Genomic DNA, 16471 nt, shown 5'->3' with positions numbered 1-16471 from the left:
GCAGCAGTGTCCGGAGTCTAGGTTTGGCTGTAGGAATTGGTGTTGATTTGTATCAACGGCGCTTCAGTGGCCCATCAGCCAGTGCTGGTGCGGGCCAGGCAAGGTCCACAGGCCGAACAGCATCACCAGCAGGCCGCCGGCTATCCGCACGCTGCGTTGGCGTAACAGAGTGTTTATCCGTTCGGCGGCAAGGCCGGTGGCCAGCAGCACCGGCCAGGTGCCGAGACCGAACGCCAGCATCAAGGCCGCGCTGTCGATGGCGTTGCCCTGGCTGGCGGCCCATAGCAGGGTACTGTAGACCAGGCCGCAGGGCAGCCAGCCCCAGAGCGCGCCGAGCAGCAGGGCACGGGGCAGGCTGGACACCGGCAACAGGCGCGTAGCCACAGGTTGGATGTGTTTCCATAGGCCGCGTCCAAGTCCTTCGATACGTGTGAGCCCGCTCCACCATCCGGCCAGATACAGGCCCATGCTGATCAGCAGCAATCCTGCCAGTACGCGCATGGCCAGCGCTGCTGGGCTGTTGGCCAGGGCCCAGCCAGCCAGGCCGAGGAGCAGCCCGGCGCTGGCATAGCTGAGGATGCGCCCAAGGTTGTAGGCCAGCAGCAGGCGCAAGCGCCGGCTGCGTTGTTCGGGCGGGATGGCCAGGGTCAGGGCGCCCATCAGCCCGCCGCACATACCCAGGCAGTGGCCGCCTCCGAGCAGGCCGAGGACCAGTGCCGAACCGAGCAGGGGGAACAATTCAATCACGAGGGGCGGGGCCCTCATCGCCAGGCTTGTGCTCGGTCTTGGGCACGGCGGCCTGATGCTTGGGGTCCTGGTCATCGAACAGGATGCTGTGGGCCGGCCCTTCGAGGTCGTCGTACTGGCCGCTGTCCACTGCCCAGAAGAAGATGTACACGGCGACGCCGACGATCAGCAGGGCTGCCGGAATCATGACATAGAGGGCGGGCATGCTAGGGCTCCTGCTCAGGCCGTGGCGGGTTGCGGGGCGTCGGCGGTGGCCTTGGGGCCCGGCAACCGGGTCAGGCGCAGGGCATTGAGAACCACGATCAGCGAACTGACCGACATGCCGATGGCCGCCCATACCGGCGTGATCCAGCCAAGGGCGGCGAACGGCAACATGAGGCCATTATACAGGGTTGCCCAGAGCAGGTTCTCGACGATGATCCGGCGGGTGCGGCGGGCCAGGGCAAAGGCCTGTACCAGCGCCTGCAGGCGGTTGGACAGCAGCACGGCATCGGCGCTGGTCTTGGCCAGGTCAGTGGCAGAGCCCATGGCGATGCTGATGTCGGCCGCGGCCAGCACTGGCACGTCATTGACCCCGTCTCCCAGCATCAGCACCTTGTGCCCATGCTCCTGCAAGGTCTTGAGCCGTGCCAGCTTGTCGTCCGGACGCAGGCCGCCGACGGCTTCGTCGATCTGCAACTGTGTAGCCACTTCCCGGACCATCGGCGAGCTGTCGCCGGACAGCAGCAGGGTGCGCCAACCACGTGCCTTGCAGGCGTCCAGCAATTGGGCGGCATCGCTGCGCAGGCGGTCGTCGAGGACGAACCATGCCAGCGGGCCCTGACGGTCGCCCAGCAGCAGCCATTGGCCGCTGTGCGCGGGTGAAGCTGGGACTGGAGCACCGCTCAGGGCGCAGACGAAGGCGGCCTGGCCGATGCGCAGGCGCCGCTCGCCAACCTGGCCCTCCAGGCCCAGCCCGGCTACCGAATGAACGTCCTCAGCGGCGGTGCTGGCGCGGCCAAAGGCCCGGGCGATGGGGTGCTCCGAGCGGTTCTCGAGGGCGGCCGCCAGTTCCAGGCACTGGTCCATGTTCAGGCTGGCCAAGGGGCGGATGCTGCGCAGGGCCAGGCGGCCCTCGGTCAGGGTGCCGGTCTTGTCGAAGATCACCGTATCGATCTGGTTCAGGCCCTCCAGTACATGGCCGCGGGTCAGCAGTAGGCCGAGCTTGTGCAGGGTGCCAGTGGCAGCGGTGAGCGCGGTCGGGGTGGCCAGGGATAGGGCGCAAGGGCAGGTGGCGACCAGCATCGCCAGGACGATCCAGAAGGCTCTCGTCGAATCCAGTTGCCACCAGAGCAGGCCGATGCTCGCGGCGGCGACCAGGGTGAAGAGCAGGAACCATTGCGAGGCGCGGTCGGCGATTTCCGCCAGGCGCGGCTTCTCTGACTGGGCCCGCTCGAGCAAGCGGACGATGGCCGAGAGACGGGTGTCCTGGCCCAGGGCCTGGACCTCGATGGTCAGGGCGCTTTCCACGTTCAGGGTGCCGGCGGTGACTGCGTCGCCATGGTGTCGTGCCTGAGGCAGGTATTCACCGGTGAGCAATGACTCGTCGATGCTCGAACGGCCCTCGACGATGCGCCCGTCGGCGGGAATCACTCCGCCCGGCTGCACCAGCACCCGGTCGCCATGGCGCAGTTCGCCGAGCAGGATGCGCTGGCTCTGGCCGTCAGCCCCGAGGCGCAGGCAGGAGGCCGGCAGCAGGTTGACCAATTGCGCCGTGGCCGCGGCGGTGCGTTCGCGGGCGCGGCGCTCCAGGTATCGGCCGGTGAGCAGGAACAGGGCGAACATGCCCACCGTGTCGAAGTACAACTCGCCGCTGCCGGTGATGGCTGTCCAGATCCCGGCGCTGTAGGCCAGGCTGATGGCCAGTGATACCGAGACGTCCATGGTCAGGTGGCGGGTACGCAGGTCACGGGCCGCGCCCTTGAAGAACGGCGCGCAACTGTAGAACACGATTGGCGTGGTGAGGAACAGCGCGACCCAGCGCAGGATAGTGTGTAGCTCAGGGCTCAGGTCGATGTTGAATTCCGGCCAGGTGGCCATGGTCGCCATCATCGCCTGGAACCACAGCAGGCCGGCCACGCCGAGGCGGCGCAGGGCGGTGCGGTTTTCCCGGGCCAGTTGCTCGGTGGCCTGGTCGGCCTGGTAGGGGTGGGCGGCGTAGCCAATCTGGCGCAACTCCGCCAGCAGGCGCGAAAGGGAGAGTTGGCTGTCTGCCCAATTCACCAGCAGGCGATGGTTCGACAGGTTCAGTCGTGCTTCAGCCACGCCTGGCAGGTTGCGCAGGTGTTTTTCGATCAACCAGCCACAGGCAGCGCAACTGATGCCTTCGACCAGCAGGGTGGTTTCGGCCAGGTCGCCGTCATGGCGGACGAAGGGTTGCTGGACGTCTTCACGGTCATAGAGGGCCAGTTCGTCCTGCAGTTGCCTTGGCAGGGCCTCCGGGTTGGCGCTGGCTTCGCTGCGATGCTGGTAGTAGCTCTCCAGGTTGCCCGCGACGATGGCCTGCGCCACCGCCTGGCAGCCAGGGCAGCAGAATAAGCGCTGTTCGCCCAGGACCACGGCGGTGAAGTGGGTGCCGCCAGGGACGGGCAGGGCGCAGTGGTAGCAGGGGATGGGGTTGGTCATGGGGGATTGCGCCTTACACCAATCTTCTGGTTTGCCGCAGCCTTTGTAGGAGCGCCGAACCGCCGCTCCTACAGGTGTGCGCTAGGTCATTCCAGGTGCTCGGCCCCTTGCAAGGCCTCGTCGCCCAGCTGCAGGGTAACCCCGTGCTCGACCTTCTCTTCCTCGAACAGCCGCCAGACATGCTCATCCTGGCTGCCCAGCAGTTCGACGAAGCGCCGGCCTTCGACGCGGTCGTCGAGCTGGCCGATGTAGCGGCCGGGCTCGCTGCGGGTCAGGGTGATCTTGCGGTCCTTGTCTGGCTGGGTCGGCGAGATCAGGTTCAACTCTAGGGTCTGCGGTTGGCTGTTGCCGGTCAGGCGCAGGTCGACTTCGCCAGTCAGTTCGTCCAGGTGCACGCTGGCCTTGAGGTTGAGGGTCTGGGCCAGCAGTTCGCGGTCCAGGGAGCGGTTGATGCCTTTGCCGGCCTCGTAGTAGTTGTCGTTGACCAGGTTGTCCGGGTTGCGCACGGCGATGCTGACCATGGTCAGGCTCAGGCACACCGAAGTGGTCAGGATGCCAATGATGATCCAAGGCCAGAGGTGCTTGTACCAGGGGCTGGTGGCAGTAGCAGAAGGCATGGCGGGTTCTCTTAACGGATTTGCGGGCCGATGAAGCGGCTCTTGGCTTCAACCTGGGTGCCGCTGTCATCGGCGTCCTTGAGGATGAAGGTGATTTCGTTGGTAGTCGAGGGTAGGCGCTCCGGCGCCACCGACAGCTGCACTGGCAGGCTGACGATATCACCCGCGGCGACACGGATCTCGCGGTTGCCTTCGAGCTTCAGGCCCGGCAGGCCGGCTGCATCGAGCACATAGACGTGGTCGTGCTGGTCCTTGTTCATGACTTTGAGGCTGTAGACGTTCTCGATCCAACCCTGGGCGTTCTCGCGGTACAGCACTCTGTCCTTGCTGACGTCGAAGCCGACCAGCGAGCGGGTGGCGAAAGCCGTGGCGAGCAGACCGACCATCACCAGCAACACCATGGCATAGCCGATCAGCCGTGGGCGCAGCATGTGGGTCTTCTGGCCCGAAAGGTTGTGTTCGGTGGTGTAGCTGATCAAGCCCTTGGGGTAGTTCATCTTGTCCATGATGCTGTCGCAAGCGTCGATGCAGGCGGCGCAGCCGATGCACTCGATCTGCAGACCGTCGCGGATGTCGATGCCGGTGGGGCAGACCTGCACGCACATCGTGCAGTCGATGCAGTCGCCCAGACCTTTGGCCTTGTAGTCCATGTCCTTCTTGCGTGGGCCGCGGGTTTCGCCTCGGCGTGGATCGTAGGAAACGATCAGGGTGTCCTTGTCGAACATCACGCTCTGGAAGCGGGCATAGGGGCACATGTACACGCACACCTGCTCGCGCAGCCAGCCGGCGTTGCCATAGGTGGCCAGGGTGAAGAAACCGACCCAGAAATAGGCCCAGCCGTCGGCCTGGCCTGTGAAGAATTCGAGCACCAGTTCGCGGATCGGCGAGAAGTAGCCGACGAAGGTCATGCCAGTGACGAAGCCGATCAGCAGCCAGAGGCTGTGCTTGGCCGCCTTGCGCAGGAACTTGTTGGCGCTCAGCGGCGCTTTGTCCAGCTTCATGCGCTGGTTGCGATCGCCCTCGGTGACCTTCTCGCACCACATGAAGATCCAGGTCCAGACGCTCTGCGGGCAGGTGTAGCCGCACCAGACGCGTCCGGCGAACACGGTGATGAAGAACAGGCCGAACGCTGCGACGATCAGCAGCCCGGACAGGAGGATGAAGTCCTGCGGCCAGATGGTGGCGCCGAAGATGTAGAACTTGCGCTCGGGCAGGTTCCACCAGACCGCCTGGTGATCTCCCCAGTTCAGCCACACCGTGCCGAAATACAGCAGGAACAGTACGGCGCCACCGACGATACGCAGCCTGCGGAACAGGCCGGTGAAGGCGCGGGTGTAGATCTTTTCCCGGGAGGCATAGAGGTCGACGCTGTCTTTCCCCTTGCTGGCAGGCGGGGTGACGTCATGTACCGGAATTTGCTTGCTCATCATCGAGTCCCACGGCAGTGGAGAAGTGCCGCGGCCAGTGCGTGCCGGCCGCAGTCGGAAGCTACTATCGCTTCGGGGCCATGATACGCCTGTGCTGGCGCCATCGGGTCGTGCTGCGACCTTTAGTCGCGTTGGGTTTTATGGGTGAATCGTGTAGTGGCGGCTGTCAATTGATCCAGGTCATGCATATGTCGTTTAGCCATGTGCAGGAGCGCTGGTGCGATGTCCGGGCTTGCCCGCGATAGCGTCAACCGGGTGTCGATGTCGCACCTGCGGACGCATCGCGGGCAAGCCCGCTCTTACAGAAGCATGCCTACTCGGTCTGGGCCGTTTCTTGCTGGTCCTGGTGCGACAGGCTGTAGACGTAGGCTGCCAGCAGGTGGACCTTGTCGTTGCCTTGCAGCTCCGCCTGGGCCGGCATCTGGCCCTGGCGGCCGTAACGGATGGTCTGCTGCAGTTGGGCGAAACTCGAACCGTAGATGAACGCTTGCGGGTGGGTCAGGTCCGGCGCGCCCATGGCCGGGGTGCCCTTGCCTTCAGGGCCGTGGCAGGCGACGCAGTTGGCGGCGAAGATCTTCTGGCCGTTGGCGGCGTCGGCCTTGATGCCTTCTGGCAGGCTGCGGCCATCGAGGTTGGTCAGGACGAAGGCGGCGACATCGGCCACGCCCTGTTCACCGATGACCTCGGCCCAGGCCGGCATCACGCCATGGCGGCCGTTCATGATCGAAGCCTTGATGGTTTCCGGCTCGCCGCCCCAGCGCCAGTCGTTGTCGGTCAGGTTGGGGAAGCCGTAGGCGCCCCGAGCGTCGGAGCCGTGGCACACCGAGCAGTTGGAGGCGAACAGGCGTGCGCCCATCTTCAGGGCTTGTGGGTCCTTCGCGACGTCTTCGATGGGCATGGCAGCGAACTTGGCGAAGATCGGCCCGAAGCGTGCGTCGGCCTTGGCCATTTCCTTTTCCCACTCGTGCACGCCGGTCCAGCCGGCCTGGCCGTTGGCGAACTCGGTCGGCTCCTGGTAGCCCGGCAGGATGCCCTTCCAGTTGCCCAGGCCCGGGTACAGCACCAGGTAGCCAAGGGCGAAGATAATGGTGCCGACGAACAGCCAGAACCACCATTTCGGCAGCGGGTTGTCGTACTCCTCGATGCCGTCGAAGGCATGTCCTACGGTTTCGTCGGTGGCTTCGCTGCGCTGGCCCTTGCGGGTCGACAGCAGCAGCCAGGTCAGGGCAAAGATGGTGCCCAGGGTCAGGACGGTGACGTACAGACTCCAGAAGGTAGTCATTCGTTGTTACTCCTAGAAGCTCTCGCTTGCGCTTGCTCGACGTGCTTGATGGCTTCGGGATCATCCGCGAAGGGCAGCAAGGTCGCCTCGTCGAACTCTTTCTTGCGCCGAGAACTGAACACCCACAACGCCAGGCCTATAAAGGCCACCATCACCACGACGGTGCCCAGGCCGCGAATCATCCCGATATCCATCAATGTCACCGTTTGCTCTTGATGAGGGTGCCCAGGCCTTGCAGATAGGCCACCAGGGCGTCCATTTCGGTCTTGCCCTTGACCGCGTCGGCGGCACCGGCGATGTCTTCGTCGGTGTACGGCACGCCCAGGGTGCGCAGGACCTCCATCTTCTTCGCGGTGTCCTTGCCGTCGAGCTTGTTCTCCACCAGCCAGGGGTAAGACGGCATCTTCGACTCAGGAACGACGTTGCGCGGGTTGTACAGGTGGGCGCGGTGCCAGTCATCGGAGTAACGGCCGCCGACGCGGGCCAGGTCCGGGCCGGTGCGCTTGGAGCCCCACAGGAACGGATGGTCCCAGACGCTTTCGCCAGCTACCGAGTAGTGGCCATAGCGCTCGGTCTCGGCGCGGAACGGACGGATCATCTGCGAGTGGCAGCCGACGCAGCCTTCGCGGATGTAGATGTCGCGGCCTTCGAGCTCCATCGCGGTGCGCGGCTTCATGCCTTCGACTGGCTTGTTGGTGACGTCCTGGAAGAACAGCGGGACGATCTGGGTCAGGCCGCCGATGCTCACGGCGATGACCATGAAGAAGGCCAGCAGGCCGATATTCTTCTCGACTACTTCATGCTTCATCAGTGAGCTCCCACGACGACGATCTTGGCGGCGGCTTCAGCTTCCGCCGGCTTCGAGGCGCGCACGGTGCGGTAGACGTTGTAGGCCATCAGCAGCATGCCGGAGGCGAAGAACGCGCCGCCCAGGGCACGGACGATGTAGCCCGGGTGGCTGGCCTGCAGGGCTTCGACGAAGGAGTAGGTGAGGGTGCCGTCGTCGTTGATCGCGCGCCACATCAGGCCCTGGGTGATGCCGTTGACCCACATCGAGGCGATGTACAGCACGGTGCCGATGGTCGCCAGCCAGAAGTGCGCGTTGATCAGGCCGACGCTGTGCATCTGCTCGCGGCCGTAAACCTTGGGAATCAGGTGGTAGAGCGAGCCGATGGAGATCATCGCCACCCAGCCCAAGGCGCCGGCGTGGACGTGGCCGATGGTCCAGTCGGTGTAGTGCGACAGGGAGTTGACGGTCTTGATCGCCATCATCGGCCCTTCGAAGGTCGACATGCCGTAGAAGGCCAGCGACACCACGAGGAAGCGCAGGATGGGGTCGGTGCGCAGTTTGTGCCATGCCCCGGAGAGGGTCATCATGCCGTTGATCATGCCGCCCCAGCTCGGTGCCAGGAGGATGATCGACATCACCATGCCCAGCGACTGGGCCCAGTCGGGCAGGGCGGTGTAGTGCAGGTGGTGGGGGCCGGCCCAGATGTACAGGGTGATCAGCGCCCAGAAGTGGACGATCGACAGGCGATAGGAGTAGATCGGCCGCTCGGCTTGCTTGGGCACGAAGTAGTACATCATGCCGAGGAAGCCGGTGGTGAGGAAGAAGCCCACGGCATTGTGGCCGTACCACCACTGGATCATCGCGTCGGTGGCGCCGGAGTAGGCCGAGTAGGACTTGAACCAACTGACCGGTAGCGACATGTGGTTGACGATGTGCAGCATCGCAGTGACCACGATGAAGGCACCGTAGAACCAGTTACCCACGTAGATGTGCTTGGTCTTGCGTTTGACGATGGTGCCGAAGAACACCAAGCCGTAGGTAACCCAGACAATGGCCAGCAAAATGGCAATCGGCCATTCCAGCTCCGCGTATTCCTTGGTCGTGGTGTAGCCCATCGGCAAGGTGATGAGCGCACCGACGATCACCGCTTGCCAACCCCAGAAGGTGAAGGCCGCGAGGCTGTCGGAGATCAGTCGCGTCTGGCAGGTGCGCTGCACGACGTAGTAGGAAGTGGCGAAGAGTGCACAGCCACCGAAGGCGAAGATCACCAGGTTGGTGTGCAGCGGGCGCAGGCGTCCGAAACTCGTCCAGGGCAGGTCCAGGTTGAGCTGGGGCCATACCAGTTGCGAGGCGATGTAGACACCAAGCCCCATGCCAAGGATCCCCCAGACCACCGTCATGATGGCGAACTGGCGGACGACCTTATAGTTATAAGCAGTCGGACTGATTGCTGTGCTCATTCTAAGGTTCCACGGTTTGGGTATTTTTGTTGGTTAAAAAATCGGCGCAAGTATCTATAAACAGTGTGGTTATTGCAACGCGATGGCCCTCGCGCCGACCCGTGTCCAGGCCCTGTCAGCCGCCGTTTCTCGGCTTATGGGCTGAACGATTGTACACAAATAAACATTTGTAATGTGTACCATTTTTCGCCTTTTTCTGTCCGATCGGTCAAGCTTTTTCTTGCGCCAATTGTTCCGGTTGGTCAGGCCGGCAGGGGCAAGCGCCGATGTCCACAGTCTTTGCGCGGAATTGCCAGGACGCCGCACCAGTCAGCCGCTCTGCGGGAGCGGCTACTGTGGCAACAAGCTTAGTTCTGATCGGAGGGGCTGCAAGGCAGCGAACTGGAGCGGTGCGACACTAAGTCGCAAGAGAGGAGAGGCCGCCGCGCCGATGTCAGGCGCGGCGGCTGGGGGCAAGGCTCAGTCAGTGAACATTGTTACTGTGCAGACAGGGTCTGCCCTTCGGCCGGTGCATCCTGGGACAGGCTGTAGACATAGGCCGCCAGCAGGTGGACTTTGTCGTTGCCCTGGATATCCTGCTGGGCCGGCATCTGGCCTTGGCGGCCGTAACGGATGGTCTGCTGCAGTTGGGCGAAGCTCGAGCCGTAGATGAACGCCTGCGGGTGGGTCAGGTCCGGTGCGCCCATGGCTGGGGTGCCCTTGCCCTCAGGGCCGTGGCAGGCGACGCAGTTGGCGGCGAAGATCTTCTGGCCGTTAGCAACGTCGGCCTTGATGCCTTCGGGCAGGCTGCGACCATCGAGGTTGGCCAGGACGAAGGCGGAGACATCGGCCACCCCCTGTTCACCGATGACCTCGGCCCAGGCTGGCATCACGCCGTGACGGCCGTTCATGATCGAAGCCTTGATGGTTTCCGGCTCGCCGCCCCAGCGCCAGTCGTTGTCGGTGAGGTTGGGGAAACCATAGGCGCCTTTGGCGTCGGAACCATGGCACACCGAGCAGTTGGAGGCGAACAGGCGGCTGCCCATCTTCAGCGCTTGCGGGTCCTTGGCGACTTCCTCCACCGGCATGGCGGCGTACTTGGCGAAGATCGGGCCGAACTTGGCATCAGCCTTGTCCATTTCCTTTTGCCACTCGTTGGCTCCGGTCCAGCCGTTCTCGTAGCCGGGCAGGATGCCTTTCCAGTTACCCAGGCCGGGGTAGAGGACCAGGTAGCCCACCGCGAACACCAGAGTGCCGACGAACAGCCAGAACCACCACTTGGGCAGCGGATTGTCGTACTCCTCGATGCCGTCGAAGCTGTGGCCCATGGTCTGGTCGGTGGTGCTTTTGCTCTCGCCCTTGCGGGTGCTGAGCAACAGCCAGGTCAGGCCGATCAGGCTGCCGATGGTCAGTACGCTGATGTACGTACTCCAGAAGGTGGTCATTGCCGGGTACTCCTCAAGGCAGGTTCCTGCCCGGCAGGGGGCAGGCGGTCATCGACGAAGGGCAGCAGGCGCGCTTCGGCGAAATCACGGTCGCGGCGACGGTTGAACACCCACAGGCTCAGGCCAATGAAGGCGATCACCACCACCAGGGTTCCCAGGCCACGGATCAGGCCGATGTCCAGTGAGAAATCCATCGCGCTTACCTCTTGTTCTTGATCGCGGTGCCCAGCACCTGCAGGTAGGCGACCAGGGCGTCCATCTCGGTCTTGCCCTTGACCGCGTCGCGGGCACCGGCGATGTCCTCGTCGGTGTACGGCACGCCGAGGGTGCGCAGGGTGCGCATCTTGGTGTCGGTGTGGGCGTTGTCCACCTGTTGCGCCACCAGCCAGGGGTAGGCCGGCATCTTCGACTCCGGCACGACGTTGCGCGGGTTGTACAGGTGAGCGCGGTGCCAGTCGTCCGAGTAGCGGCCGCCGACGCGGGCCAGGTCCGGACCGGTGCGCTTGGAGCCCCACAGGAACGGGTGGTCCCAGACGCTTTCACCCGCTACCGAGTAGTGGCCATAGCGCTCGGTCTCGGCGCGGAACGGACGGATCATCTGCGAGTGGCAGCCGACGCAGCCTTCGCGGATGTAGATGTCGCGGCCTTCCAGTTGCAGGGCGGTGTAGGGTTTCATGCCTTCGACCGGCTTGTTGGTGACGTCCTGGAAGAACAGCGGGACGATCTGGGTCAGGCCGCCGATGCTCACGGCGAACACCATCAGCAGGGCGAGCAAGCCGACGTTTTTCTCGATGACTTCGTGTTTCATCAGGCTTTATCTCCTCAGGCCAACTGGGCAGTCGCAGGTGCGCTGGCGGTGGCCGGGGCGCGCACGGTGCGCCAGGTGTTCCAGGCCATCAGCAGCATGCCGGTGAGGAAGATCGCCCCGCCGACGAAGCGCACGATGAAGCCTGGGTGGCTGGCCACCAGGGTTTCGACGAAGGAGTAGGTCAGGGTGCCGTCGCTGTTGACCGCACGCCACATCAGGCCTTGGGCGATGCCGTTGACCCACATCGAGGCGATGTACAGCACGGTGCCGATGGTCGCCAGCCAGAAGTGCGCGTTGATCAGGCCGATGCTGTACATCTGCTCGCGGCCGAAAACTTTCGGGATGGTGTGGTACAGCGCACCGATGGAAATCATCGCCACCCAGCCGAGGGCGCCGGCATGGACGTGGCCAATGGTCCAGTCGGTGTAGTGCGACAGGGCGTTGACGGTCTTGATCGCCATCATCGGTCCTTCGAAGGTCGACATGCCGTAGAAGGCCAGTGACACCACGAGGAAGCGCAGGATCGGGTCGCTACGCAGTTTGTGCCAGGCGCCGGAGAGGGTCATCATGCCGTTGATCATACCGCCCCAGCTTGGCGCCAGGAGGATCAGCGACATCACCATGCCCAGCGACTGGGCCCAGTCGGGCAGAGCGGTGTAGTGCAGGTGGTGGGGGCCGGCCCAGATGTACAGGGTGATCAACGCCCAGAAGTGGACGATCGACAGGCGATAGGAGTAGACCGGGCGCTCGGCCTGCTTGGGCACGTAGTAGTACATCATGCCGAGGAAGCCTGCGGTGAGGAAGAACCCTACCGCGTTGTGGCCGTACCACCACTGCACCATGGCGTCAGTGGCGCCGGCATACAGGGAGTAGGACTTGGTCAGGCTGACCGGCAGCTCCAGGTTGTTGATGATATGCAGCATCGCCACCGTGAGGATGAACGCGCCGAAGAACCAGTTGCCCACGTAGATGTGCTTGGTGGTGCGCTTCATGAGGGTGCCGAAGAACACCACGGCATAGGCGACCCAGACGATAGTGATCAGGATGTCGATCGGCCATTCCAGCTCGGCGTACTCCTTGGAGCTGGTGTAGCCCAATGGCAGGCTGATCGCTGCCAGCAGGATCACCAGTTGCCAGCCCCAGAAGGTGAACGCGGCCAAGCGTGGCGAGAACAGGGTGGTCTGGCAGGTGCGCTGCACCGAATAGTAGGAGGTGGCGAACAACGCGCAACCACCGAAGGCGAAGATCACTGCGTTGGTGTGCAGCGGGCGCAGGCGGCCGAAGCTGGTCCAGGGCAGGTCGAAGTTCAGGGAAGGCCAGACGAGCTGTGCGGCGATGAAAACGCCGAGCCCCATCCCGACGATTCCCCACACCACCGTCATAATGGCGAATTGGCGGACCACCTTGTAGTTATAGGCGGTACTGCTGGTTGTGTTCATGTATGGGTTCCCATCCACGGTTATAGGCAGACTAAACAGCGAGGCAAGCATGAGTAATGGGCAATTGGCCGGTATTGACGGGGATCAATGGGCGCGGCTGGCGCAGACCCCTGGCTGGCGCTGCAATGCCCCGCAAAATCAGGGGGATGGCGTGTATCCGGGGTGCCTGATCCTGGCCCATGGCGCGGGCGCGCCAATGGACAGTCCATTCATGGACGACATGGCGCAAAGGCTGGCGGGGCAAGGGGTTGGCGTGGTGCGTTTCGAGTTCCCCTATATGGCGCAGCGGCGCTTGGATGGCGGCAAGCGGCCGCCCAATCCGCAGAAGGTATTGCTCGAATCCTGGCGTGAGGTGTACCAGCAGGTGCGACTATTGGTCGCTGGAACCATCGCTATCGGTGGCAAGTCCATGGGCGGCCGCATGGCCAGTTTGCTGGCCGATGAGCTCCAGGCCGATGCGCTGGTGTGCCTGGGTTATCCGTTCTATGCCGTGGGCAAGCCTGAGAAACCACGGGTCGAGCACCTGGCCGGGCTGCGCACGCGGACCTTGATCGTCCAAGGCGAACGCGATGCCTTGGGCAACCGCCAGGCCGTGGAAGGGTATGTGCTCTCGCCGGCCATCGAGCTGTGCTGGTTGCAGGCAGGGGACCATGACCTCAAGCCGTTGAAGGCCTCGGGATTTACCCACGAAGGGCATCTGCAGGTGGCGGCGCAGCGGGTGGCGGGGTTCTTGCGGGGGTGACAGAACGATGCAGGAGCCAGCGTTGGCTGGAGAGGGTGCGCATGGCAAGGCTTTGCCTTGCATCGCCAGCTAGCGCTGGCTCCTACAGGGGCAGTGGCGTCGCCTACCTTAGTCGCGGTACTCGCACAGGTAAGCGGTATCCACCGCCACCTTCAACTGGAACTTGCTGTCGGCCGGCACATTGAATTGGTCGCCGGCAGTGAAGGTTTCCCAGTTGTCGCTGCCCGGCAGCTTGACGGTCAGGGCGCCGGACACCACGTGCATGATCTCGCGCTTGGCCGTGCCGAACTCGTATTCGCCCGGGGCCATGACGCCGACGGTCGCCGGACCTTCCGCGCCGGTGAAGGCGATCGACTTGACCGTGCCATCAAAGTACTCGTTGACTTTAAACATGGGCGACTCCTGAACAATCGGATGAAAAAGGCTGGCCAGTATGCCCAAGGCATCGGGTGCCGTCATCCGCTTTCAGGTACCGTTGGCCGGCAGGCTCAGGGGCAGCAGCCGCGCGGTGTTGCGCGCATCCTCGAGGGCGCGGTGCTGTTGCCCGGAAAACTGCAGCCCGGCTAGTTGCAAGGCCCCGTTGAGCCCCGCCGGGCGCCGCAGTTGGCGGGTTTTGGCGAAGCGCTGCTTGAGGTTGATATGGGGGAGGTCGGCCAGCAGGCTGCGGACTTGGTGTTGCTGCCATTCCAGGAGCAACTGTTGACGGTCGTAGTCCCCCCAACTGACCCAGGCCTGCAGATGCGCCTGGTGGTGTCCCAGCCAACGCTCGAACTGGGCCCAGACTTCAGGAAAGGACGAAGCAGCGTCGACATTCGCCTGGCTGATATGCGTCAGCTCACGGCAGAACGGCGTCAGTTGCGGGCGCCGCCGCGGGCGCACGAAGCGCTGGAAATGGTCGACCTCGCGACCGTCGCGGGTGACCAGGCTTGCGCCGATTTCAATGACTTCCATTTCCGTGACCGGCCAGCCACCGTCGTCGGTGGTGGCCTCCAGGTCGATCACCAGCCAATGGCCCATACAAGGCTCCCATGCAAATCCCTGCTAGAGCGTAGCTAATGGTGGCGGTTGGCGACAGATCCTGGCACTTTGGCATATCCGACAGTTGTGCCCCTGGGGGAAAACGCCTAGCTTTAGCGCATTCTGGTCCGAACCCTCGATGAGTGTGTTGCTTTGACTCCTGTGCCCAGCCTCAAGGCCTTGTCTTCCCTGTTCATGCTCGCTGCGCTTTGGCTGGCCGCTCCAGCCCGGGCGTTCGAGGATGTCGAGGTCAAGATCGGTGCAGCGCATTTCCCGCCTTACGCTGTGCGCCCGGAGCAGGGCGCCGACAGTGGCTTGCTGCCGCAACTGGTGCAGGCGTTGAACCAGATGCAGCACCAGTACCGTTTCGTCCTGGTACCCACATCGATTCCTCGGCGTTTCGGCGATTTCCAGCAGGGACGCACCGATGTGGCGATCTTCGAGAATCCAGCCTGGGGCTGGCAGCGGATTCCCCACGTGGCTGTCGACATGGGCTTGGAGGATGCGGAAATTTTCGTGGCACGCCTGCAGACTGGACGTGACCAGCGTTATTTCGATGACCTGCGAGGCAAGCGCCTGGCGCTGTTCAACGGTTACCACTACGCCTTCGCCGGTTTCAATCCCGACCCGCGCCATCTGAGCGATACCTTCAAGGCAACCTTGACCTATTCCCACGACAGCAACCTGTTCATGGTCCAGCGTGGTCGTGCCGATATCGCTTTAGTGACGCGTTCCTTCTTCAGGGACTTTCTCGTGCGCAACCCGGCCAGCGTCGGCCAGTTGATGGCCTCGGAACGGGTCGATCAGGTCTACCACCATTACGCGTTGCTGCGCCCAGGTGCGCCCATCAGTGGCGAAGCCTTCGCTGCACTGTTGCAACGACTGCACGACAACGGCGAACTGTTGCGTATCTTCCAGCCCTACCAAATCACGGTCGAGTCGCCACAGGGTGACTAAATTCACCAGGCTTGGTCACGTCATCCAGAGTGAGCCCATCATTCAATCTTCGTGAGCCATGATCATGCCGTTCGATGCTGCTTCGCCGTCCCTGTCCTTACCGCGTTGGCACAGCCTCAGCGCCGATGAGCGCGAGCGCCAGTTGAGTCTGACCCTCGAGGGGCGCCCCTTGATCCAGGTGCGCCTGGTCCCTGGCGACGTTCTGCAGGTGCATCTGGAAAGCTGCAGCCCGGAGCGGCCGCACCAAGCCTTGTGGGCTGCCTGCTATTGGCTGTTCGCCCGTGACCCTGCCTGCCAGCGTCTGGCCTGGCAGCTGGCGCAACCGCCACGAGAGGCGCTGGTCAGTGGTTTGCTGGTGGCTGGCGAGAAGCCCGGCCAGTACCACTGCGAACGCACCCTGTTCTGGCAGTTGCCGCAACCCTGGCTTGGCCAGTCGGCGGATGGCATCTACCCGCAGCAGATGCGGATCAGCGACGGCAAGCGCCATCCGCGCCGGCCACCCAAGCCGCGTGGTGAGGTCTACCGGCGCTTCGATGCCCGGCTCGGTGCCTGGGTCTCCTTGCGCACCTTGGAGATCGACCAGGACCTGGAGCGTTTCAACCGCTGGCAGAACAACCCACGGGTTCTGCAGTTCTGGCAGGAGGGCGGCAGCCTGGAGCAGCACCGGGAATACCTGGACAAGCTGGAAGCCGACCCGCACGCATTGACCCTGATCGGCTGCTTCGACGACGAGCCTTTTGCCTACTTCGAAGCCTACTGGGCCAAGGAAGACCGGATTGCGCCGTTCTATCCGGCCGATGACTATGATCGCGGTATCCACATGCTGGTCGGTGAAGACAAGCACCGAGGTCCGCACAAGGTGGCCAGTTGGCTGTCAGCCCTGGTGCACTACCTGTTCCTCGACGACCCACGCACCCAGCGGGTGGTGGCCGAGCCTCGGGCGGACAACGGCAAGATGATCGGTTACATGCAGGACCAGTGCTTCCACTGCGAGAAGGAGTTCGATTTTCCGCACAAGCGGGCGGCGCTGATGATCCTCGGGCGGGAGCGGTTCTTCGACCGTTGCACGCTCGTCTGACGGTGTGCACCGCAGGGCC

The 16471-nt window shown here is 63.6% G+C and carries 18 protein-coding genes; 3 read left to right on the top strand and 15 right to left on the bottom strand.

The window, feature by feature from the left end; genetic code table 11:
- Positions 1-63: 63 nt before the first annotated feature.
- The 13 genes from ACYU03_RS17555 to ccoN (ACYU03_RS17495) all read right to left on the bottom strand — a co-directional run bounded on the left by ACYU03_RS17555 (position 64) and on the right by ccoN (ACYU03_RS17495) (position 12658).
- The gene (locus tag ACYU03_RS17555) at positions 64-747 is read right to left on the bottom strand and encodes a sulfite exporter TauE/SafE family protein (RefSeq protein ID WP_461885907.1); all 684 of its coding nucleotides are present in this window, start codon (positions 745-747) and stop codon (positions 64-66) included.
- Entirely contained in the window at positions 740-952 is a 213-nt protein-coding gene (gene ccoS / locus ACYU03_RS17550) for a cbb3-type cytochrome oxidase assembly protein CcoS (RefSeq protein ID WP_461885906.1), read from the bottom strand. Before ccoS ends, ACYU03_RS17555 begins: the two co-directional genes overlap by 8 nt.
- Before the next feature lie 14 nt (positions 953-966).
- The gene (locus ACYU03_RS17545) at positions 967-3411 is read right to left on the bottom strand and encodes a heavy metal translocating P-type ATPase (protein ID WP_461885905.1); all 2445 of its coding nucleotides are present in this window, start codon (positions 3409-3411) and stop codon (positions 967-969) included.
- Positions 3412-3497: 86 nt separating this feature from the next.
- Entirely contained in the window at positions 3498-4028 is a 531-nt protein-coding gene (locus tag ACYU03_RS17540; RefSeq protein WP_461885904.1) for a FixH family protein, read from the bottom strand.
- Between the two features lie 11 nt (positions 4029-4039).
- Complete coding sequence (ccoG, locus tag ACYU03_RS17535) at positions 4040-5455, bottom strand: cytochrome c oxidase accessory protein CcoG (RefSeq protein WP_461885903.1); 1416 nt, start codon at positions 5453-5455, stop codon at positions 4040-4042.
- 313 nt (positions 5456-5768) lie between these two features.
- Positions 5769-6737, bottom strand: coding sequence for a cytochrome-c oxidase, cbb3-type subunit III (ccoP, locus tag ACYU03_RS17530; RefSeq protein ID WP_461885902.1), 969 nt, complete (start codon positions 6735-6737; stop codon positions 5769-5771).
- Entirely contained in the window at positions 6734-6931 is a 198-nt protein-coding gene (locus ACYU03_RS17525; RefSeq protein WP_461885901.1) for a cbb3-type cytochrome oxidase subunit 3, read from the bottom strand. Before ACYU03_RS17525 ends, ccoP (ACYU03_RS17530) begins: the two co-directional genes overlap by 4 nt.
- Before the next feature lie 5 nt (positions 6932-6936).
- Positions 6937-7545, bottom strand: coding sequence for a cytochrome-c oxidase, cbb3-type subunit II (ccoO, locus tag ACYU03_RS17520; RefSeq protein WP_461885900.1), 609 nt, complete (start codon positions 7543-7545; stop codon positions 6937-6939).
- Entirely contained in the window at positions 7545-8987 is a 1443-nt protein-coding gene (gene ccoN / locus ACYU03_RS17515) for a cytochrome-c oxidase, cbb3-type subunit I (RefSeq protein WP_461885899.1), read from the bottom strand. Before ccoN (ACYU03_RS17515) ends, ccoO (ACYU03_RS17520) begins: the two co-directional genes overlap by 1 nt.
- A 476-nt stretch (positions 8988-9463) precedes the next feature.
- Positions 9464-10411, bottom strand: coding sequence for a cytochrome-c oxidase, cbb3-type subunit III (ccoP, locus tag ACYU03_RS17510; RefSeq protein ID WP_461885898.1), 948 nt, complete (start codon positions 10409-10411; stop codon positions 9464-9466).
- Positions 10408-10605: a cbb3-type cytochrome oxidase subunit 3 gene (locus ACYU03_RS17505; RefSeq protein ID WP_461885897.1), complete on the bottom strand. Its 198-nt coding sequence runs from the start codon at positions 10603-10605 to the stop codon at positions 10408-10410. The genes ccoP (ACYU03_RS17510) and ACYU03_RS17505 overlap by 4 nt, the downstream gene beginning before the upstream one ends.
- A gap of 5 nt (positions 10606-10610) precedes the next feature.
- Positions 10611-11219 carry a cytochrome-c oxidase, cbb3-type subunit II gene (gene ccoO / locus ACYU03_RS17500; protein WP_461885896.1) on the bottom strand — a complete coding sequence of 203 codons (609 nt, stop codon included), beginning with the start codon at positions 11217-11219 and terminating at the stop codon, positions 10611-10613.
- Between the two features lie 14 nt (positions 11220-11233).
- Positions 11234-12658 carry a cytochrome-c oxidase, cbb3-type subunit I gene (gene ccoN, locus ACYU03_RS17495; protein WP_461885895.1) on the bottom strand — a complete coding sequence of 475 codons (1425 nt, stop codon included), beginning with the start codon at positions 12656-12658 and terminating at the stop codon, positions 11234-11236.
- Positions 12659-12707: 49 nt separating this feature from the next.
- Between ccoN (ACYU03_RS17495) and ACYU03_RS17490 the strand changes: the two genes are divergently transcribed.
- Positions 12708-13400, top strand: a complete 693-nt coding sequence (locus ACYU03_RS17490; protein ID WP_461885894.1) for an alpha/beta family hydrolase — start codon at positions 12708-12710, stop codon at positions 13398-13400.
- Positions 13401-13508: 108 nt separating this feature from the next.
- On the opposite strand, the gene ppnP is transcribed toward ACYU03_RS17490, so the two are convergent.
- Entirely contained in the window at positions 13509-13793 is a 285-nt protein-coding gene (ppnP, locus tag ACYU03_RS17485) for a pyrimidine/purine nucleoside phosphorylase (RefSeq protein WP_461885893.1), read from the bottom strand.
- 72 nt (positions 13794-13865) lie between these two features.
- Entirely contained in the window at positions 13866-14417 is a 552-nt protein-coding gene (locus ACYU03_RS17480) for a 3'-5' exonuclease (RefSeq protein WP_461885892.1), read from the bottom strand.
- A gap of 153 nt (positions 14418-14570) precedes the next feature.
- Here ACYU03_RS17480 and ACYU03_RS17475 point away from each other — a divergent pair, with 153 nt between their 5' ends.
- Both ACYU03_RS17475 and ACYU03_RS17470 read left to right on the top strand, forming a co-directional pair.
- The gene (locus ACYU03_RS17475) at positions 14571-15374 is read left to right on the top strand and encodes a substrate-binding periplasmic protein (RefSeq protein WP_461885891.1); all 804 of its coding nucleotides are present in this window, start codon (positions 14571-14573) and stop codon (positions 15372-15374) included.
- Between the two features lie 64 nt (positions 15375-15438).
- Positions 15439-16452, top strand: coding sequence for a GNAT family N-acetyltransferase (locus tag ACYU03_RS17470; protein WP_461885890.1), 1014 nt, complete (start codon positions 15439-15441; stop codon positions 16450-16452).
- Positions 16453-16471: the final 19 nt, after the last annotated feature.

The sequence above is a fragment of the Pseudomonas sp. X10 genome (genome assembly GCF_054889225.1).
This window is presented reverse-complemented; position numbering and strand designations above follow the sequence as displayed.